A 22,045-nucleotide genomic window follows, 5' to 3' on the forward strand; every position below is an offset into this window, starting at 1 on the left:
CAGATGATGGGTTATAGGTTGCAGGGATTAGGGATTAGGGATTAGGGAAAATTGCCACTTTCTATACCTATTTTGAGCTAAGACGCATTAGAGTAAAATTTCATAACTTCAATTAACCTTAAACTTTAAACCCAAAACCTTGAACCTCCAATTCTAAACAAGAGAACCAGTAACCAGCAACAAAAAACAATTTATAATTTAAAACAATGGATTTCTGTGCAATAGATTTTGAAACGGCCACTCACGAGAAAAGCTCAGCTTGCGAGATGGGAATTTGTGTCGTACAGGATTCTAAAATTGTAGAAACAAAGACCTGGCTGATAAAACCACCAAGTTTTCCTTATTTCAGTAAATTCAATATTGCTGTACACGGTATTCATCCTGAAGATGTAAAAGATGCACCTACCTTTGATGAAGTATGGTATGAAGCTCAGGATATGATGTATGGAAGTCTTATGATTGCTCACAATGCAGGGTTTGACGCTTCTGTTTTAAGAGGATGTCTTGAGCATTACGGAATGTTTACCCCAAAATTGAACTATCTCTGCAGCATACAGCTTGCTAAGAAGTCTTGGAATTATCTTCCGAAATATGGTCTGAAGCCATTAGCTGAATACCATCAAATTGATTTTACCCACCACAGAGCCGGGGCAGATGCTGAAGTATGTGCCAAGATTTCTTTACTGGCATTTGAGAAACTCTTCCTCACCAGTAATGATGAAGTAAACGAGTATATGAAAGCAAAAATTAAAAGGCTTTAGTAATTTTATAAACAAATAAACCCGGGTTTTTATTGATCTGTAAAACCTGTACTTTTTACAGGGCATCAGTTTTTAATTACTCAACACTTCAGACAACAAATTGAATTTTGGAATATCAATCTCAAAAGTTTCCTGTGTCTCCATGTTTTTAACCAGGTATTTTCCGCTCATATTTCCTACTCCGGAACGAAGCATTACATTGGAGAAATAAGCAAAATTTTCACCAGTTCCTATCTCAGGGGTCAATCCAATCACCCCGTCGCCTATAATTTCTGTGTATCCGAATCCGACATCGAAGATCAACCATTTTCTTTTCAATACTTTGATAGGAAAGCTTCCGTCATTTTCTATCGTGATATTGTATTTAAAAACGTAACGGTTTTCGGAAGGATAACTGTTTTTACTATCATATTCAGGTATAACTGAAACTTTGATATTGGAAGTCATTTTTGAAAACATCATTGTAGCATTTTCTTAATAAATACAAAAATCTCGCCTTTTTTGAGGCGAGATTATATATTATGTTATAATTTCATTAAAAACTATAATCCAAGGCCTTTTCTTTCGTCACCTCCCATTAGAATTTCAACAGGATTGTCGATACCTTCTTTTACCGCTACAAGGAATCCTACAGATTCTTTACCGTCAATAATTCTGTGGTCATAAGACATTGCAACGTACATCATTGGTCTGATTACTACCTGTCCGTCAACAGCTACTGGTCTCTGGATAATGTTGTGCATTCCTAAGATTGCAGATTGTGGAGGGTTGATGATTGGTGTAGACATCATAGATCCGAAAGTACCACCATTAGTAATAGTGAAAGTACCACCAGTCATTTCATCAACAGTAATTTTACCGTCTCTTACTTTTACAGCAAGATCTTTAATGTTGGCTTCAACACCTGCAAAAGACATATTTTCAGCATTTCTCAATACCGGAACCATTAATCCTTTAGGACCTGAAACGGCAATTGAAATATCACAGAAATCATAGTTTACTTTAAAGTCTCCGTCGATAGATGCGTTTACATCCGGATACATTTGTAATGCTCTTGTTACTGCTTTTGTAAAGAAAGACATGAAACCAAGTCCTACTCCGTGTTTTTGAGCAAATTCTTCTTTATATTGCTTTCTTAATCTGAAGATTTCAGACATATCCACTTCGTTGAAAGTCGTCAACATTGCTGTTTCATTTTTTACAGAAACTAGTCTTTGAGCGATTTTTCTTCTTAAAACTGAAAGTTTAGTGGTAGTGGTAGTTCTGGCACCTGTAGCAGTCATAGGGCTTCCTCCTAATGCAGGAACTGCCGCTAATTCAGCATCAGTTTTAGTGATTCTTCCATCTCTTCCTGTTCCTGAAACCTGAGCAGCATCCATCCCTTTTTCGTCAAGGATTTTCTTAGCAGCCGGAGATGGAGCTCCTGTTGCGTAAGTTTGTGGAGCAGCTACCGGAGCAGCTGGTTTTGGAGCTTCTTGTTTAGCAGGTTCAGCAGCTTTCGGAGCTTCTTCCTGTTTTGGAGCTTCAGCAGCAGGTGCAGCACCTTCTGGTCTTGCAGCATCCATATCAATTAAACAAACTACCTGACCTACTTGTACTACATCACCTTCTTCTGCCTTTAAAGTGATAACACCACTTTGTTCTGCAGGCAATTCAAGAGTTGCTTTATCTGAATCCACTTCGGCGATAGGTTGATCTTTTTCTACATAATCACCATCTTTTACAAGCCAAGTTGCAATTTCAACTTCTGTAATTGATTCGCCCGGTGAAGGAACTTTCATTTCTAAAACTGACATATCGAGTATTTTTTATTTTTTAATTGATTATTATTTAAATTAAGCTGTAACTGGTCTTTTTGCAGGAGCATCATCTCTATCGAAAACTCTATTGATCACTGCATTTTGGTTTTTCTCAAACATCTTGTGGCTACCCGGAGCCGGAGCACCGCTTGGTACCGGAGCTACTACCTGGATTCCTGTATCTCTGAAGTTTCTCAGGATATAAGACCAAGCACCCATGTTTTCAGGTTCTTCCTGAGCCCACACTAATTGTTTTTTGTTTTCATACTTATTGAAGATCGCTTCGATAGCATCTGCCTGAAGCGGATATAACTGCTCGAATCTTACTAAAGCAATGTTTTCACAGTTCAGTTCTTCTTTCTTCGCTAATAATTCGAAGTACAGTTTACCTGAACAAAGAACTACTTTTTCTACTTTTTTAGGATCTGCTGTAGGATCGTCTAAGATTGGCTGGAATGAACCTGTTGCGAAATCTTCAAGTGGAGAAACTACTTTAGGGTGTCTCAATAAAGATTTAGGGCTCATTACAATTAATGGTTTTCTGAACGCCCATTTCAACTGTCTTCTCAATAAATGGAAGTAGTTGGCAGGTGAAGTAATATTCGCTACTACCATATTTTCGTTAGCACAAAGAGTAAGGAATCTCTCCAATCTTGCTGAAGAGTGCTCTGCTCCCTGTCCTTCTGAACCGTGAGGCAATAACATTACCAATCCATCCTGAATTTTCCATTTTTCTTCTGCAGCAGCTAAATACTGGTCAACAATAATCTGAGCACCGTTCACGAAATCTCCGAACTGAGCTTCCCAGATGGTTAAAGTATTTGGAGACGCCATTGCATATCCGTAATCGAAACCTAGAACACCATATTCTGAAAGGTGAGAGTTGAATACATCAAATCTGTTTTCAGAAACATGTCTTAATGGGATATATTCTTCTTCTGTATCTTCAGTTTTTACCACAGCATGTCTGTGAGAGAATGTTCCTCTTTCCACATCTTCTCCGGAAATTCTTACATTGTGACCTTCTACAAGCAGAGTTGCATATGCTAACCACTCTCCTAGTGCCCAGTCTAATGAGTTTCCTTCAATCGCTTTGATACGGTTATCGAAAAGTCTTGTAATTTTATTGATGAACTTTTTGTCTGCAGGAAGTGTTGACATTTTAAGCGCCAATTCTTTCAGCTTCGCTAAGTCATATTTTGTATCTACCGGTAACTGAACTGCTCCTCTCTTACCAATTGGATAATTTACCCAATCTTCAGCCATGAACACATCCATTACGTTTTTCTCAATTTCTTTAGAAGCGTCAAAGTCTTTATCTAGAAGAGCTTTAAATTCCGTTTCCATTTTAGCAATTACATCGTTTGAAGTAACACTGTCTTTAAGCAACTTATCTTTATAAATTTCTCTTGGATTCGGGTGCTTTGAAATAGATTTATACAAGTTAGGCTGAGTAAATCTTGGCTCATCACCTTCGTTGTGACCATATTTTCTGTATCCTAAAAGATCGATGTAGACATCTTTTCCGAATTTTGCTCTGAAGTCAGCAGCAAAGTGGATAGCATGAACAACCGCTTCAGCATCGTCAGCATTTACGTGCATTACAGGAGATTCTGTAACTTTTGCAATGTCTGTACAGTATGTTGAAGATCTTGCATCCATATAGTTCGTTGTAAACGAAACCTGGTTATTAACAACGATATGAACTGTACCTCCTGTTCTGTATCCTTCCAAAGTCATCATCTGAGCAACTTCATAAGCGATACCTTGTCCGGCAATAGCTCCGTCACCGTGGATGATAATTGGCAATACTTTAGAATAATCTTTGTATTTGTCGTCTACTTTTGCACGGCAGATACCTTCTACAAGAGCAGCAACCGTTTCAAGGTGAGACGGGTTTGGCGTAAGGTTGATACACACTTCTTCTCCTGAAGCAGTTTTGATCTTTTTAGAAGAACCTAAGTGATATTTAACGTCACCAGAGAATACATCTTCTTCAAATTCTTTCCCTTCAAATTCTGAGAAGATCTGCTTGTAAGATTTTCCGAAAATATTCGTAAGAACATTCAGTCTACCTCTGTGAGCCATCCCTAGTACGACTTCATCTACTCCTAGTTGAGAAGATCTTGAGATCAGCTGGTCTAAAGCAGGGATTAATGTTTCCCCTCCTTCTAATGAGAATCTTTTTTGTCCTACAAATTTTGTGTGAAGGTAGTTTTCAAAAGCAACCGCCTGGTTTAATTTTAATAAGATTTCTGTTTTTTCATTTGCAGAAAGACTTGGATGGTTTTCGTTTACCTGAAGCCATCTTTTGATGAAATCTTTTTCTTCAACATTGTTGATGTGCATGTATTCTACTCCGATAGAATCACAGTAGATGCTTTCAAGATGCTTGATAAGGTCTGCTAAAGTAGCAGGCTCTTTCATTCCTGTTTCAACGGCACAGTTGAATTTTGTATTTAAATCTTCTTTAGAAAGACCAAAATTTTCGATGTCTAAAGTAGGTGTATAGTGTCTTCTTTCTCTAACAGGGTTAGTCTTTGTAAAAAGGTGTCCTCTTGTTCTGTAAGCCTCGATAAGGTTTACTACTTTAAATTCTTTCTTGATATGCTCAGGAACTTCTCCGTTTGATACTGCCTGAGAAATCTGTTGTTGAACTGCCGGGGCAGCGTTGGCCGAAGCCTGAATAAACTGGATGTTATCGTCATCTCCGTAGTTCTCCAAAGCAAAATCGAAGCCTTGAAAGAAAGCTTTCCATGATGGTTCTAGAGAGTCCGGGAATTTTAAGTACTGTTGGTATAAATCCTCAATTAACTGAGAATGAGCTGCGTTTAGGAATGAAAATCTGTCCATTATTACAGTTTATCTATTTATTAAAATTTATTTGTAGAATTAATCTTCAAATTTAATAAAAAAAACCGAGTTAGAACAGTCTGAAACCGTTAAAAAAACTTAAGAAAAAATAAAATAAAAAAAAATTACTTATATACTGATAATGAGAGCTTAACATTTACTTCCTGACCTTCCATCGGACGTTCAATAAAGGTCTGACGGATATCTCCGAAGCGCATCTCGTCTTTTTTGGCTTTCTGAATGAGCTGCTGGATTGCCCGAATTCGTCCCTCATAGTTCCCTTTGTAGTACATTACGTAATTTTGAGACGGATTTACGGACCTAAAATTGAAATTATTATCAGACACTCCGATTTTCTTAGAAAGTGGAATTCCGAGGAAATAAGAAACCTCCTTGTCTTTGTAATTATCTGCATCAGTAATCAAGACCGGATACCCGAATTCATCATCTCTTTTTCCAAGATCCATTGTCACGAAGTTATAGACTTTGTTATAGTTCATCACGATATTTTTGTAAAGAGCATCTTTCTTATTCGAAGTACTTACATTGATTCCCAACAACAGTTTGTCTTCTTCATTTTCTACCATCAGACTATCATATTTGATGGCTGCCATCTGGTTATCTTTTTCCACTTTATTTCCTAAAGAGTTTTTAAGATTCACCATACTTTTGTTGATATTTTCAGCAAAACGATCTTCAGTCCAGAAGTTTTCTACTCTTCTCCAGACCGCGAGTTTTGGGGTATGAACATACCAGATAATCTTTGTCTTTTCAGCAGAAACCGGCTTGAATTTAACATCAACCAATGTCGGATTTTCATTTTCGTCCTCAAAAAGCTGATATTTCAATGTTTTATTAAGATTTTCATACCTGATGAACATTTCTCCGTCGGTGTCATTTTTAGGATCTACATAGCTGATGGCACTTCCCTGTCCTTCATATGGCGTATAATAATCAATGTCTATAGATGGTGAGCTGGTAAAAAAGTTATTCCATCTTGTAAAATTCTGAAGGTTATTAAACTGGGAAAAAACTTTATCCACGGGATAATCGATCTCTTTTTCAATCGTAAAGTTTTTACTTTCATCTACAAAATAATACATGGAAGCAGCATAAGCTCCCCCCAAAAGAATAATGATTACCGCTAAGATTTTAAAAATACGCATCGCACAAAAATAATACAAATAAAAAGAGTGAACAATACGCTGATCACTCTAGTTGTATGTTTAACAATAATTAACCTGTTAAAGGCTGGAAGCAGGGTGAGGGAAGCAGGAGGATACTGTTAGCCAGAAATCATTCGTGAACTTATGATTGAAAATTATTGAAATAATTGTATAAACCGGAATTTTATATAAAAATTTTTGTATCTACTCCAGCTTTCATAACTTCAATCTTCCAGCATCCATCTCCCTTTCTCTACCCTATATGTGTTCCCGGAGCAATCACTGCTCCCTTCTTTACTACGACAATCCCATCCTGTACGGAATAAGTCCCATAATCACCATCCGGAATATGTTTTCCTCCAATGATTTTCACATTGTCACCGATGTAACAGTTTTTATCAAGGATTGCTTTTTCTATGTAACAGTATTTTCCAATTCCCATATTAGGACGGCCACCTCTGTCATTCAGAACAATTTCCGTTGTGTTTTGATAGAAATCAGCTCCCATGACGTAGGAATTTACGATGGTACTTCCTTTATCAATTCTTGTTCTGTTTCCGATCACGGAATTTTCAATTTTATCTGCCATTATGATACATCCATCTCCAAAAACAGCCTTACTTACATATGAACCATTAATTTTTGAAGGCGGAAGCATCCTTGCTCTGGTATAGATAGGAGAAGAAGAGAAAAGGTTAAATTGAGGCAGATCCAGACAAAGGTCCAGATTGGCTTCGTAGAAAGACTCTATGGTTCCGATATCCGTCCAATAGCCTTCGTACTGATAGCTTAATGTCTTATATTTTCCGATAGAGCTTGGAATGATATCTTTTCCGAAATCATCTCCTGCTCCTTCTTCAAACATCTTTTTAAGGATATTCTTGGTGAAAATATAAATTCCCATGGAAGCAAGAAACTCTTTTCCGGTATGTTTATTTTCTTCTGAAACTTCAGATTTCAGGCCTGGCAGCATATCGTAATCAGGCTTTTCATAAAATGAAGTGATATTTCCTTCATCATCGGATTTCAAAATCCCAAACCCTGTGGCATCTTTTGCATTAACCGGAATGGTAGCAATGGTAAGGTCACCTCCGTTTTCAATATGAAAATCGAGCATTTCCCTGAAATCCATCTGATACAACTGATCCCCTGAAAGAATCAGGATATAATCATAGTCATATTTTTCAAGATGTTTCATAGACTGGCGCACGGCATCTGCAGTTCCCTGATACCAGCTTTCATTTTCTACATTCTGCTCAGCTGCCAGAATATCAACAAAGCCTTTGCTGAAGATATCGAAGTGGTAAGAGTTTTTAATATGTGAATTGAGGGAAGCAGAATTAAACTGCGTTAACACCAGAATTTTATTCAATCCTGAATTCAGGCAGTTTGAAATAGGAATATCCACCAGTCTGTATTTTCCTGCAATAGGAACAGCCGGTTTTGATCTGGTATACGTTAACGGGAATAATCTTGTTCCTCTGCCTCCTCCTAAAACAATGGAGATTACATTTCGATTCATAAATATCTTGCGTTTTTTATTGTATTAAGTTTACTGTTCGGTTCTTAGTGTTTACTACTACTTTAAAGCATTCTTTGTTTTCATATAAGTAAGAATGCTTATCAGCTATTATATAAAGCTATGTATTTTTCTGCAGATTTCTCCCATGCAAAGTCAAAATTCATGTTGGCATGAATAAGATCATCCATCACTCCTTTTTGATTATAAATCGCCATTGCCCTGTTCATCGCATGTACAACATCATCTACGCCCGGATAAGTAAAATTAAGTCCTGCTCCACCTGTTGAAATATCTTCCACCGTATCTCTGAGACCTCCTGTATATCTTACCACCGGAACGGTTCCGTATCTCATGGAATACATCTGATTCAGTCCGCAAGGCTCTACTCTTGAAGGCATCAGAAGGAAATCTGCTGATGCATAAATCTTATGGGAAAGATGTTCTTTATATCCCAGATCGAGAGCAAAATTGGTGTAGGTATAATCGTATTCTTTCAGTTTATTTTCAATATAGGTATTTCCTGACCCGAGAATCATAATATTTAAAGCACCATAGCTCTGCTTAATACTTCGCCACACAACATCAGGTAGCAGGTCTGCTCCTTTTTCCGTGGCAAATCTTCCGATAAAGGCGAACAAAGGAAGTTCTGGTTTTAATCCATATTCTTTGCAAAGCTTTTCTTTGTTTTTCTTTTTCTGAGCTATTGCATTTTTGCTGTTAAAATTAAAATCCAGCATCGGATCAGTTTCAGGATTCCAGACTTCCGTATCAATACCGTTGATGATTCCATATGCTTTTCCGAATTCCTGACGAACGAGACTTTCCAGCCCACGAAAGCTGATGAAAAGTTCTTCAAGATAGCCTTCGGAAACAGTGGTAAAAGCATCGGCACATTTAATCATACTTGCCAGAGGATTCATGAATCCGTTCCAATCCATCAGCCCCCATTTGTAATTATCAAAAGCAGGCATATAGTTAGCCATGCCCCAGCTCATCATTCCCTGATATTCTCCGTTATGAATAGTTCCTATTGTCTTTACTCCTTTTAAGAATCCGAATTCCGGACAGTTTTGTACCATAAAAGGAACCAATCCGGTATGATAATCATGGCAATGCAGTACATCTGGGCGAATTTCCATAGCACATAACCAATGCAGCACTCCATGCTGAAAAGCCAGAAACTGGAAGCTTTCGTCCTGATACCCGTAAGGATTGTCTCTGTCTAGCAACCCGGGAATTCTTACCATATACAGTTCAAATCCCAGCACATTACTCTTTTCCTTCAATATCTGAACCTGCAGCATATTCGTTCCCTGATGAATAAAACCATCAAAAACAACTTCAAATTCATGATCATGGATAAAAGGTTTATTGTACCATGGCATTACTACCTTGGCTTCTATGCCTTTTATTTTATTCTGATACTTTGGTAACGCTCCCACCACATCTGCCAGACCTCCCACTTTTGCTACGGGATAACATTCTGTACTTAAATGATAAACAACCATTCTTTATCTCTTGTGTTTAATTCTATGTAATTTATACTTTTTATCTTTCTTTTGTCGTAAAATAATTCCAGCCAATGGAGGTAACTTAATCGTCATTGTTTTCGGATATCCTCGCCATTCTTCATACTTTTCTTCCACAATTTCGGGTTCTACTCCGCTTCCGCTGTATTTTTCATCATCGGAATTTAAAACAACTTCCCAATGGGTTCCTGCAGAAATCCCGATTTTATAATCCAATACTTTTGGTGCCAGATTTAAAGCTACCATCAGGACATCATCTTTTCTTTTTCCTTTTCGAAGGTATACATACACTGAGTTTTCCAGATCATCCGCTTCTACCCATTCAAAACCATGTTTATCAAACTGATTTTCGTAAAAAGCAGTTTCTGACCGGTACAAATGATTCAGTTCTTTCACTATATCCTGCATTCCTTTATGAACAGGATATTTCAGCAAATGCCAGTCGAGGCTTCGGGTAAAATTCCATTCACTGGTCTGCCCGAATTCATCGCCCATAAAAAGCAGCTTGGCTCCGGGATGGGTATACATGTATACATATAAGGTACGAAGATTGGCAAATTTCTGCCATTCATCGCCTTTCATTTTATAAATAAGACTTGCTTTTCCGTGTACCACTTCGTCGTGCGACAAAGGCATCATATAATTTTCATTATACATATACATGGAAGCAAAGGTTAGTTTATGATGATGAAATTTGCGGTTAATAAAATCTTCTTTGAAGTAATCCAGTGTATCATGCATCCAGCCCATCATCCATTTCATTCCAAATCCTACACCACCGTCATGGACAGGTTTTGTAAGCATAGGAAAATCTGAACTTTCTTCCGCTATGGTCATGATATTATTCCCAAATTCTTTATAAACCGCCGTATTAAATTCCTGAAGAAAAGCTTTAGCTTCCAGATTAACATTATCCCCATAGATATTAGGTTCCCATTCTCCTTCATTTCTTGAATAATCAAGATGAAGCATTGAGGTTACCGCATCCACACGCAGTCCGTCCGCATGATAACGATCCAGCCAGAACATGGCATTTGAGATCAGAAAAGATTTAACTTCATTTCTTCCGTAATTGAAAATATGTGATTTCCAATCGGGATGAAAGCCTTTTCTCGGATCTTCATGCTCATACAGATAGGAGCCATCAAAACGGTGAAGACCATTAGCATCTCCCGGAAAATGGGACGGAACCCAGTCCAGAATAACGCCTATTTCATTGTTGTGAAGTTCATCAATAAGAAACATCAGATCCTGTGGTGAACCAAAGCGCGAAGTTGCAGCATAAAAACCGGTAATCTGATATCCCCAGCTGGGTTCGTAAGGATATTCCATCACTGGCATCAATTCCACATGGGTAAAACCCATTTCTTTGATGTAAGGAACCAGCTTTTTAGCAATATCTCTGTAGTTTAAAAATCTTTGAGGTTGATCTTCTTCCCTCACCCAGGAACCCAGATGAAGTTCATATACTGATAGGGGAGCTTCAAGTCTGTTGTTTCCCCAGCGGTTATCCATCCACTTCTGATCGTTCCATTCATACCATGTGGTAGAAACCAGAGAAGCCGCCTGTATATTCTGTTCCCAGCTTACAGCATAAGGATCACTTTTTTCCAGAATTTCACCTCCTTGTGTTTCTACAGCATATTTGTATAACGTTCCCCAGGTTAATCCTTCAATAAATCCTTCCCAAATTCCAGATTCGTCCCATCTTGGAAACAAAATATGATCTTTGTGATTCCAGTTATTAAAATTTCCAATCACGGAAACCTTCTTTGCATTGGGTGCCCAAACTGAAAAATAGACACCTTTTACACCATCTTTTTCCGCAGAATGCGCTCCAAATTTATTATACAGCTTATAATGCCTACCTTCTTTGAAAAGATACACATCATGATCAGTGAAAAGTGTGTAGGTCTTAACAGAATTCATCAAGATCAGTTTGTATTTATATTTTCCCTGAAACTACGAAAAATACTGACAACAGCGATGAATTATTCATCAAATAATTGTCAACATCACTTCGTGTTTTGTCTATCTATCAAATATATCATTTTTTACTTCACATTTTTATGATTTCAAAACAATCTTTTTTTATAAATTTAACATCAACATTTTATTAAACACAACGATGAGGTTTGAACTTTATACAGCAGAAAAAGACGACAGACCGGTATTTATTACCGGAAATTTCAATACATGGAACCCTAAAGATTTCCATTTTCAGCTTAAACAACTTGATGCATCCAATTATTGTATAGAAATCGAAGATCAGGCACTTCCTGATGAAATTGAATATAAATTCACAAAAGGCGGATGGGAGAATGTGGAACTGGATCAGTATGGAAATATCACCCCCAACCGGAAAATCAAAAAGACTGCAGGTAAAACTTCAGATTCGGTGGAAAAATGGAGATTAAACTGGGGACCATTCAAAGAAGAATATTATCCTATAGCAAAAGTTATTTCCGAAAATTTTTATATCCCGCAGCTTGACCGTTACCGCAAAGTCTGGGCTCTTCTTCCCTACGATTATCACACAACCGATAAACGATATCCCGTTTTATACCTTCAAGATGCACAGAATTTATTTAATGAAGGAAGTGGTTTCGGGAACTGGGAGATTGACAAAAAGCTGTCTATTCTTGCAGAGTACGGACGTGGTGATCTTATCATCATAGCAATAGAACATGGCAGTGAAGAAAGAATCAAGGAATATATTTTTGATAATGATCATGTAGCCAACGGTTCTGAAGGAAAAAAATACATCCGCTTTATTGCAGATACTTTAAAACCTTTTGTGGACGAAAATTACAGGACTAAAAAAGACCGTGACAATACCGGAATCGGAGGCAGTTCACTGGGAGCGCTCATCAGTATATACAGTGGATTTCTTTATCCTGAAGTATATTCCAAATTATTGATCTTCTCGCCTTCGCTTTGGGTAGAACCGAACAACAACTTTCCGATGATGAATTTCAGAGTTCCTTTTAAAACCAAAATTTATCTTTATGGCGGAGGTCAGGAAGGATCAAAAATGGTCAAAAGAATTCATATTTTTGAAGAATATCTGAAAAGATGGGAAGAGAAAAAACTTTTTGATTTTGAATTTAAAACCAATATCAATCCTGAAGGCACTCACAATGAATTTTACTGGTCTCAGGAGTTTCCAAGGGCTATTGAATGGCTCTTCTATGATAATACGGAAAATCCTGTAGAAGTAAAACCACAACAACAAAGCATAAAAAACTAAATATAAAATTGCTGTAGAAGATTTCAGTCAGACAGATGCAAATGAAGACAGCAATCTTTATGAATTTAGAAATATAACATCTATTTATGAAACTAATCAATAAAAAAAACAAAAATTACACTCAGGTTTTTCACCTGTTTACCGAGGAAGAATGGACAAAAACCAGTAAAAATTTCAATAAAAATATTTCCACTTTTTTTACAGGAAAAAAATATGAAGTTTTTGTCAACGCTCATGAAGAAGGAATTACTTATTTCATTGGATTAGGGAAATCTACTTTACAAAATTTCGAAATTCAGCAGGTAGCAGCCAAGTTTTCACAGACACAGAAAGAAAAACTACAAGCAATGCCTACGTTAGCCCTTGCCGATTTCATGAACGAAAAACAGTTCGAAGAATTTATAAAAGGACTTTTGGTTGGAACTTACAACTACCCTTTTGATAAGAAACATACTTTCTGGAATACAAAATTTGAGTTGCATTTTGAAAATTTAAGCCAGAAAAAGCTAGACCATATCAGCCAGAAAGCTGAAGCACTGGTTAACGGACAGACTACCTGCCAGGACTGGCTTAACAAACCAGCCAATCTTAAAAAACCTGATATTTTAAGTGCATACCTTAAAAATATGGCTAAAAAATATGACTTAAAATACACTGCATTCAACAGAAAGAAATGTGAAGAACTTGGATTAGGTGCTTATCTTTCTGTGAACCAAGGAAGTGCTTACGATGCTGCTTTCACTATTTTAGAATATAAAACTACCGTTAAAAATGCCAAAACTTTCGGAATGGTAGGAAAATGTATCTTATTTGACACAGGAGGAATATCAATAAAAAGCTCTGCCAATCTGCATTATATGAAATCCGATATGGGAGGCGCTACCGCTGTTTTGGGAACGCTAATCTATGCCGCTGAAATGCAGCTTCCTGTGAATATTGTTGCTGTACTACCCATCACAGATAATGCCGTTTCAGAAAAGGCATTGCTTCCAAGTGACGTAATCACCGCTTATAACGGAAAAACTATTGAAGTTCTTGATACCGATGCGGAAGGCAGACTGATCCTTGCAGATGGTTTATCTTATCTTTCTAAGAACTACAAAACAGATTTCCTGATTGACCTGGCTACTTTAACGGGAAGCTCGGTAAGAATGTTCGGTGACACTTGTGCTGCCATGTTCTCCAATAATGAGGAACTGAAAAATAACCTGATCAAAACAGGAGATCAAACCAATCAGAGAGTATGGAATCTGCCTTTATGGGATGTATGGAAAGACGATATTCAGTCTGATGTAGCCGATATGAAAAACATCTCTCTGAAACCTGTAGGAGACTGTATTATTGCGGCAAAATTCCTGGAACAATTCATTGAAAATCACCCTAAATGGGCTCATCTGGACATTGCCGGAGTAGCCTTTGGAAGTGTAGGATATGCTAAAGAAAAAGCAGCAACAGGTTTTGGAGTTCAACTCCTCGTGAATTTAATTGAAAATTATCACTAAAAATTAGTTTTTTACAAAAAAACTCTGTATAATTGATTAGTGGATTTTCAAAACCATACAATATTTCATTTTTTTCTATTAATAAAATAATAAATAAATGCTTTTATTTTTGAAAATTCACTAAATCTTAAAAAACATTATATGGAGAAGAAAACCATTGTGTGTATTTCGTGCTATTATAAAGGCTACGATTTTATGGACGAAATGAAGAAGCTCGGTAATAAAATCATCCTTGTAACCTCCGAAAACCTCAAAGAAAAAAACTGGCCCTGGCATGCTATTGATGAGGCATTTTACATGCCGGAACTAAAGCCGTCTGTATGGAATCTGGAACATTTAATTCAGGGATTTTCCCACCTGATGAAAACCAGAAAAGTAGATGCTGTAGTGGCTTTGGATGATTATGACGTAGAAAAAGCTGCATTAATCAGGGAAACATTCCGTATTCCAGGGATGGGACAAACTACCCACCGCTATTTCAGAGATAAACTGGCTATGCGCCAAAAAGCAAAAGATTCCGGGATCAGTGTTCCTGAGTTCACCGCTGTTTTCAATGATCATGAAGTGGATGAATTTACAGACCGTGTTTCTGCCCCTTGGGTACTGAAACCCCGATCCGAAGCATCAGCATCAGGAATCAAGAAAATAACCTCTAAAGAACAGCTTCTTGAAGCATTGGAAACTCTGGGAGAGGAACGTCATCTTTTTTTACTGGAAAGCTTTAAACCGGGAGACGTTTACCATGTAGACAGCCTTACTTTCAATAAAAAAATAGTATTCACTTCTGCTTCAAAATATCTTGCTCCTCCTATGCAGGTCTCTCATGAAGGCGGAGTATTCCGGTCCAAAACTTTAGGAAGATATTCTGAAGAATTTAAAGCACTGGAAGAAATAAATGCTAAAGTATTGTCCAATTTCGGGCTGATCAACGGAGCAACCCATACAGAATTTATCCGTGGAAAAGAAGACGGAAAATGGTATTTCCTTGAAACGTCATCACGAGTTGGTGGTGCTCATATTCCGGACCTGGTTGAAGCATCAAGCGGTATCAATATCTGGAGAGAATGGGCCAAAATTGAAGATGCCCTTCTGAGAGGAAATGATTACAGTGTTTCTCCGCCTACAGGATACTACTCCGGACTGATTGTCGCCCTGATCAAAGATAAAGAACCCAACTACAGCAGCTTTGAGTGCGAAGAGGTGGTAAAATTCCTTCCGATAGACTATCATGTAGGAATTGTATATAAATCCGGAGATGCCACCGTTGTACAGGACAGATTAGATTCAGCTGCCGAAATAATTCATGCAGATATGCTGAACATCCTTCCCCCCAAAAGCAACAAATTGAGTTCTTAAAAAATGCAGCGTGATATTGATATTCAAAATGTTATTGAATTCATAATATACAATCTGCCTGAAGATTCCATACTAAAATGTAATTTAGAGAGCATAAGTTCTGGAAAATGGCAAAGCAAAGCATATTATAGGTTTGTAGATTCAACTTATGCTAACAAACCTCGATCAAAATGGATCTTTAAAGAAAATATAATCCTCGAACATCCTACATTAGGAACCATCGTACTGGATATTTTAGAAAAAGATCAGCTTGGAGGAATTGAATTTATTACACTCATATAAAGCACAATATTAAAACCAAACAAGGAAAAATGCCTCACATAGAACATACAGAGTATTATTCAAATATATTGGGAACAAGTCTCAAGGTAGAAGTGACCGGACATTACGGCCATCCTATCATCATGTTTCCAACCTCCCAGGGACAGTATACCCAGAATCATGATTTTCATCTCAACGGAAGTATCAACTGGTTTATAGAACAGGGAAAAGTAAAGCTTTACAATGTACAGACCATCGATAGCTGGAGTTTTTATGATGACAACATATCTCCTCAGCAAAGAATAAGAAACTACGAAAGGTATGTACAGTTCCTGATCAAGGAATTTGTTCCTTATATCCAAAAGCTTCACAAGACCCATCGTGTGGCCGTAGCAGGCGCTAGTTTCGGAGGATATCATGCGGCTAATTTTGCATTCAGATTTCCGGATGTGGTTTCTCATCTGTTCTGTCTTTCAGGAGCATTCAGCATAAGAAACTTTATGGATGGTTATTCCGATGATTTGGTCTACTTCAACTGTCCAAGGGAATTTGTAAGAAATGATGAAGCCTGGAAATACAAACATATGCACATTGTACTCAGCACTTCTGATCAGGATATCTGCAAGGATAAAAATATTGAAATGTCCGAAATCCTGAGGATAAAAGGCATTGACTTCTGGTATGATGAAAGAAAATGGATTGGCCACGACTGGCCGTTGTGGAGAATGGTCTTCCCTACATTTATAGGAGCATTTTTCTCTTAAAAACAATAAAAAACAAATAGAAAAAAATAACACCCACCCTAAAAACAAAAATTATGACAAAAAAAGTAGGAATTCTTTTCGGTATGGAAGACACTTTTCCCTGGGCATTTATAGACAAAGTAAATGAAATGGGAGGTGGAGATATCATCGCTGAACCCGTTACTATTGATAAATTGGAACAGGGTGCAGATTATGGTTATGCAGTGATTATCGACAGAATTTCACAGGACGTTCCCTTTTACAGAGCTTATTTAAAAAATGCAGCCCTTAACGGTACTTATGTAATCAATAATCCATTCTGGTGGAGTGCTGATGAGAAATTTTTCAACAATGCCCTGATGTCAAAACTGGGAATTCCGCTTCCTAAAACGGTTCTCCTTCCATCGCACGAAAGACCGGACAATACTTCAGAAACTTCATTCAGAAACCTGAAATTTCCTCATGACTGGGAATATATCTTCAATTATGTAGGGTTTCCTGCATATATGAAACCTCATGACGGTGGAGGCTGGAAAAATGTGTACAGAGTAGAAAATCCGGATGATCTCTGGAACAAATTGGGAGAAACGGAACAGCTGGTGATGATGGTACAGGAAGAAATTATCTTTGATGATTATTACAGAGTGTACTGTCTGGGTCAAAAATATGTCCACATTATGCCTTATGAGCCGAGAAATGCACCTCACCTCAGATATGCCACCACTCATCAGACCCAAGGTGAAGAACTTGAAAAATTATTGAAAACCATTCATGATTATACGATTAAAATGAATCAGGCTTTAGGATACGATTTCAACACTGTGGAATTTGCTGTAAGAGACGGTATTCCTTATGCCATCGATTTCTGTAATCCCGCTCCTGATGCAGACCGAAATTCTGTAGGAGAAGAAAACTTTGCATGGATCATAGAACATGCTGCCAAACTGGCTATTGAAAAAGCTAAAGAATATGTTCCGGGGAAACCTAACATTGCCTGGGGAACATTCGTGAAGGATTCCATTAAATAACATTGAAAAAGAATTAAAAAACACAAAAGTACATGCATCATCAGTTTACTATTGGAATTGAAGAAGAATATCAGATCATCGATGTTGAAAGCAGAGATCTGGTTTCTCACGTTTCAAAAATTATTGAAGGCGGCAAAGCGGTTTTAAGTGAGAACTTAAAGCACGAAATGCACGAATCCATGATTGAAATGGAAACGGGAATCTGCCAGAACATTCAGGAAGCCAGAACAGAATTAACGAATTTAAGGCGTCACCTTATCAATATCGCCCATGAACAGGGACTTCGTGTTTCCGGAGGTGGTACTCACCCTTTTTCGCATTGGTCAGACAACAGTATCACTCAGGGAGAAAGATACATTAAAATCGTAGATGATATGGGAGATGTGGCCCGTGAAAATCTTATTTTCGGACTGCATGTTCATATTGGAATTCCCAATCGTGAAGAAGGCGTAAGAATTCAGAATGTGATGAGGTATTTCCTTCCTCACGTATACGCCCTTTCTACCAATTCACCTTTCTGGATTGGAAGGTATACAGGTTTTAAATCGTACAGACAGGAAATCTTCGTAAAATTCCCAAGAACCGGTATTCCGAGTTACTTCAACTCTCTGGCAGAATTTGACAGTTATGTAGATCTCCTGGTAAAAACAGGAACCATTGACAATGCCAAGAAAATCTGGTGGGATCTACGGGTACATCCATTCTACCCTACAATTGAATTCAGAATCTGTGATATGCCGCTAAGAATTGATGAAACGGTATGCCTTGCTGCTATCATGCAGAGTCTCGTTGCCAAAATCTATAAACTTCACCAGCAAAACTTGAGCTTCAGAAGCTATAGAAGACTATTGCTGAACGAAAATAAATGGCGTGCATCGAAAAGTGGTATTGAAGCCCATCTGATCGATTTTGGGAAAGAAGAATCCGTTCCTTATCCTCATTTATTGAAAGAACTTTTAGAGTTTATTGATGATGTGGTAGACGATTTGGGATGCCGTCATGAAGTGGAATATGCATGGAAAATTCTTGAAAACGGAACCGGTGCAGACCGACAGCTTCAGATCTTTAAAGAAACTGGTGATCTGACGAAAGTCGTTGATTATATGATCTCTGAAACCGAGTATGGCATAACCCATGGTGAACCTGCTTCATAATTTTTTTGGTAACTTTACAAAAAATATGATGTAATGAAAGATATTCGAATTGCTCTGCTGGACATGAACAATAATCATGTGAACCAAGGCTTTAGAAACATTAAAGAAATTTCTGAATCTTTTCAGCAGAACTCTGAAGAAAATGTTGTTATCAAAACATTTGATGTAAGATTTAAAGATGAAATGCCGGAGATTGGGGATTTTGATATTTTCATTTCTTCAGGCGGTCCCGGAAATCCACATCGGGAAGGTCTTGCCTGGGAAGACAGATTTGCTTCTTTTTTAGATGCTGTTCTTGAGCATAATAAATACCATGAAGATAAAAAATATCTTTTCCTGATCTGCCATTCATTCCAGCTGGCAAGTATTCACTGGAATCTGGGAAATATCTGCAAAAGAAAGTCTTATTCTTTCGGAGTAATGCCTGTTCATAAAACAGATGAAGGTAAAGAAGAATTCTTGTTCAAAAATCTTCAGGATCCTTTTTATGCGGTAGATTCGAGAGCCTACCAGTTTATTGAACCGGATCATGAGCGTTTTGAAGAATTGGGCATGACCATCATGGCGATTGAAAAATTTCGTCCTCATATCAATCTTGAAAGAGCGGTAATGGCTGTTCGTTTTTCGGAGGAAATATTCGGAACACAGTTTCACCCGGAAGCCAACCCTGAATCTTTGATCGAAAACCTGAAGGATGAAAAGAATAAAGAAGCTATGATTGAAAGCTTCGGAATGGAAAAATATCTTGAAACAATAGATAGAATAGACGATGAAGATAAAATCATTCTGACCAGACATCAGATTCTTCCGAGATTCCTTCAGTTTGCAAAAAAAAACATTTTGAAAGAAGCTAAGACTTTGGCTTAAAAAATTAAATCAATATAAACCACAAAAGTCACAAAAGAGATTTGGGCATTAAGTCTAATAAGCAATCATAAAAGCTGTTGAAAAGAACACATAAGCTTTCTTGAAAATCAAAGATTTCCCAATTAAATAGATATTTTATAAAAGTGTATTGTAAACTTTTATATTCTAAAAACTTTTGTGCCTTTTGTGGTAAACTCAAATCGGGCAGAAATGCTCGATTTTTTTAACATCACAAAGAAAAAAAATATGATTCCAAAATATAGAAAACAGTACAATCAGGCGTTTTCAGATGAAAAATACAATCAACTCAAAAGTATCCTGACAGAAAAGGGAGGAACAGAACCTACGTTCAGAGTTTCAGAAAGTCCTATTTTCCTTACTAAAGAGTTTGAAGCAAAACTTATTGATGCCAGCGAAAGTATCATTAGCCAGATTAAAGCAATGCCCGCAGAATTACTTCAAAAAGCCATTCCTGATAACTGCCGGGTTCCCAATGATACGGATCAGCCTCATTTTTTCACAATAGATTTTGGAGTCTGCAAAAGCGAAAACGGAGCAATAGAACCTCAGCTGATCGAGCTTCAGGCATTTCCTTCTTTGTATGCTTTCCAGAAAGTATATGAGGAAACGTATTGTGAAGTCTACCCTTTTCTTGCAGAGATCAGAAATCCTATGCCGCATGAAACTTTTAAAAACTATTTAAAAGAACTGATTGTAGGAGATGAAAATCCTGAAAATGTAATCCTGCTTGAAATTTTTCCGGAAAGACAAAAAACAGCTATTGATTTTGCTCTGACAGAAAAATTAATAGGCATCAAAACCGTATGTCTGACAAAAGTAAAGAAGGAAGGACGAAAGCTGTATTATGAAAATAATGGTAAGCTAACCGAAATCAAAAGAATCTACAACCGTGTTATATTTGACGAACTGGATAATATTCCTGATCTTACTACAGAATTTGATTTCCGTGAAGAAGTGGATGTCAAATGGATCACCCACCCCAATTGGTTCTTTAAAATCTCAAAGTTCCTTTTGCCATTACTGAAGCATGAGTTTGTTCCAAAGAGTTATTTCCTGCATGAATTCCCGGAAAATGAAAACCTGGATGATTTTGTATTAAAACCTTTATTTTCATTCGCGGGAAGTGGCGTTAATTTAAATCCTACAAAGGAAGTTACAGAGGCTATTCAGGATAAAGAAAACTATATTTTGCAGAGAAAAGTGTACTATGAACCCATTTTTGAAGATATCAACGGAGATTTTTCAAAAGCGGAGATCCGTTTGTTGTATATTTGGCGGGAAAATGACGACCGTCCTATTCTATTGGAAAATCTTGGAAGAATGACAAAAGCCGCCATGGTCAATGTAGATTTCAATAAAAAAGATGCCATCTGGATCGGTAGTTCTAATGCTTTTTTCGGATAAAATCAGCTTCATCTCAGATTAGAACGTATTCCTTTATTTTTATCTTAAAAATGCTGAGTATAAAGAAAACCTGAGAAAACGTATAGAAACAAACCTCCGAAATGTCGGAGGTTTTATCTTTTACTACTGAAGATCTCTCCGGGATTAAAAAAAAATCCCCCAACAAGGGAGGATAAAAAAATTGACATGTACGCTGTGTTTTCACAAACATTGTAAATATACGGATAGGCTGTTGGGATATTCTACGGAAAACCGTAATGACTGATTTTTAATTGTTTGTATATTAAGTTTCCCATAATGTTATTTTAAAAACGCTTTTGCACGAGTTCATGTTATTAATAACCCAGCATATTCTTTCTTAGCATCAAAACTAGGGCAAGCTTTATGAACATTGGGAAAATCTCTATGTCCTTGAATTTTAGCTCTGGGAAATTTTGATTTTAATTCTCTTAACAGCTTTATAATAGATTTTTTTTGCTCTTCCGTTCTTGTGTCTTTTGGATGGTTGCTTTTATCAATGCCTCCGATGTATGATATATTGATAATTTGAGAATTCCACCCTGCAACTCCATTGGATACCTGATCGATGGGCAAAGTGTTGACTACTTCTCCATCCGCTTTTATCATATAGTGATACCCTGGATTTTTCCATTTCAGGTTTTCCTTCCAATACCTTTTAATGCTCTCTATTTTAACATCTGGCTGTGTTGCGGTACAATGTATAACGATGTAATTGATTGTTCTCATGGATTCATTTTATTTATTTTGAGCAAAATTAAACCTGTAACTCCCAAAATAGTGAAGGAAAAACACCCTATTTTAAATTGAC

General features: G+C 37.2%; 18 protein-coding genes. 10 read left to right on the plus strand and 8 right to left on the minus strand.

The annotated features are described in order from the left end of the window. The first annotated feature begins 206 nt into the window (after positions 1-206). Positions 207-761, plus strand: a complete 555-nt coding sequence (locus tag BUE84_RS12370; protein WP_079241883.1) for a 3'-5' exonuclease — start codon at positions 207-209, stop codon at positions 759-761. Between the two features lie 72 nt (positions 762-833). On the opposite strand, the gene apaG is transcribed toward BUE84_RS12370, so the two are convergent. The 7 genes from apaG to glgB form a co-directional block, all read right to left on the minus strand. Then, the gene (apaG, locus tag BUE84_RS12375; RefSeq protein ID WP_034695467.1) at positions 834-1,223 is read right to left on the minus strand and encodes a Co2+/Mg2+ efflux protein ApaG; all 390 of its coding nucleotides are present in this window, start codon (positions 1,221-1,223) and stop codon (positions 834-836) included. Positions 1,224-1,303: 80 nt separating this feature from the next. After that, positions 1,304-2,557 carry a 2-oxoglutarate dehydrogenase complex dihydrolipoyllysine-residue succinyltransferase gene (gene odhB, locus BUE84_RS12380; protein WP_034695469.1) on the minus strand — a complete coding sequence of 418 codons (1,254 nt, stop codon included), beginning with the start codon at positions 2,555-2,557 and terminating at the stop codon, positions 1,304-1,306. Between the two features lie 39 nt (positions 2,558-2,596). Continuing rightward, positions 2,597-5,413: a 2-oxoglutarate dehydrogenase E1 component gene (locus BUE84_RS12385; protein WP_079241884.1), complete on the minus strand. Its 2,817-nt coding sequence runs from the start codon at positions 5,411-5,413 to the stop codon at positions 2,597-2,599. A gap of 125 nt (positions 5,414-5,538) precedes the next feature. After that, a complete protein-coding gene (locus tag BUE84_RS12390; RefSeq protein ID WP_079241885.1) occupies positions 5,539-6,579 on the minus strand; it encodes an SRPBCC domain-containing protein in 1,041 nt (346 codons plus the stop codon). 253 nt (positions 6,580-6,832) lie between these two features. Next, positions 6,833-8,101 (minus strand): glucose-1-phosphate adenylyltransferase, encoded by a 1,269-nt coding sequence (locus BUE84_RS12395; protein WP_079241886.1) that lies wholly within the window; start codon positions 8,099-8,101, stop codon positions 6,833-6,835. A gap of 101 nt (positions 8,102-8,202) precedes the next feature. Beyond that, a complete protein-coding gene (locus BUE84_RS12400; RefSeq protein ID WP_079241887.1) occupies positions 8,203-9,609 on the minus strand; it encodes a glycogen synthase in 1,407 nt (468 codons plus the stop codon). 3 nt (positions 9,610-9,612) lie between these two features. After that, positions 9,613-11,559 carry a 1,4-alpha-glucan branching protein GlgB gene (glgB, locus tag BUE84_RS12405; protein WP_079241888.1) on the minus strand — a complete coding sequence of 649 codons (1,947 nt, stop codon included), beginning with the start codon at positions 11,557-11,559 and terminating at the stop codon, positions 9,613-9,615. 199 nt (positions 11,560-11,758) lie between these two features. Between glgB and BUE84_RS12410 the strand changes: the two genes are divergently transcribed. From BUE84_RS12410 to BUE84_RS12450, 9 genes are all read left to right on the plus strand, one after another. Beyond that, the gene (locus BUE84_RS12410; protein ID WP_079241889.1) at positions 11,759-12,880 is read left to right on the plus strand and encodes an alpha/beta hydrolase; all 1,122 of its coding nucleotides are present in this window, start codon (positions 11,759-11,761) and stop codon (positions 12,878-12,880) included. A gap of 86 nt (positions 12,881-12,966) precedes the next feature. After that, positions 12,967-14,382 (plus strand): M17 family metallopeptidase, encoded by a 1,416-nt coding sequence (locus tag BUE84_RS12415; protein WP_079241890.1) that lies wholly within the window; start codon positions 12,967-12,969, stop codon positions 14,380-14,382. A 141-nt stretch (positions 14,383-14,523) separates the two neighbouring features. After that, complete coding sequence (locus tag BUE84_RS12420; RefSeq protein ID WP_079241891.1) at positions 14,524-15,738, plus strand: acetyl-CoA carboxylase biotin carboxylase subunit family protein; 1,215 nt, start codon at positions 14,524-14,526, stop codon at positions 15,736-15,738. Between the two features lie 3 nt (positions 15,739-15,741). Beyond that, on the plus strand, positions 15,742-16,020 hold the full coding sequence (locus tag BUE84_RS12425) for a hypothetical protein (RefSeq protein ID WP_079241892.1): 279 nt from the start codon (positions 15,742-15,744) through the stop codon (positions 16,018-16,020). A gap of 29 nt (positions 16,021-16,049) precedes the next feature. After that, positions 16,050-16,763: an alpha/beta hydrolase-fold protein gene (locus tag BUE84_RS12430; protein ID WP_079241893.1), complete on the plus strand. Its 714-nt coding sequence runs from the start codon at positions 16,050-16,052 to the stop codon at positions 16,761-16,763. A gap of 53 nt (positions 16,764-16,816) precedes the next feature. Next, complete coding sequence (locus BUE84_RS12435; protein ID WP_079241894.1) at positions 16,817-17,770, plus strand: RimK family alpha-L-glutamate ligase; 954 nt, start codon at positions 16,817-16,819, stop codon at positions 17,768-17,770. A gap of 32 nt (positions 17,771-17,802) precedes the next feature. Continuing rightward, positions 17,803-18,924 (plus strand): carboxylate-amine ligase, encoded by a 1,122-nt coding sequence (locus BUE84_RS12440; RefSeq protein WP_079241895.1) that lies wholly within the window; start codon positions 17,803-17,805, stop codon positions 18,922-18,924. Between the two features lie 33 nt (positions 18,925-18,957). Next, complete coding sequence (locus BUE84_RS12445) at positions 18,958-19,791, plus strand: type 1 glutamine amidotransferase (protein WP_079241896.1); 834 nt, start codon at positions 18,958-18,960, stop codon at positions 19,789-19,791. Between the two features lie 246 nt (positions 19,792-20,037). Beyond that, positions 20,038-21,216: a hypothetical protein gene (locus BUE84_RS12450; protein ID WP_079243932.1), complete on the plus strand. Its 1,179-nt coding sequence runs from the start codon at positions 20,038-20,040 to the stop codon at positions 21,214-21,216. Positions 21,217-21,543: 327 nt separating this feature from the next. On the opposite strand, the gene BUE84_RS12455 is transcribed toward BUE84_RS12450, so the two are convergent. Then, complete coding sequence (locus tag BUE84_RS12455; RefSeq protein ID WP_079241897.1) at positions 21,544-21,963, minus strand: N-acetylmuramoyl-L-alanine amidase; 420 nt, start codon at positions 21,961-21,963, stop codon at positions 21,544-21,546. Positions 21,964-22,045 lie beyond the last annotated feature (82 nt).

The sequence above is a fragment of the Chryseobacterium indologenes genome, assembly GCF_002025665.1.
GTDB lineage: Bacteria > Bacteroidota > Bacteroidia > Flavobacteriales > Weeksellaceae > Chryseobacterium > Chryseobacterium metallicongregator.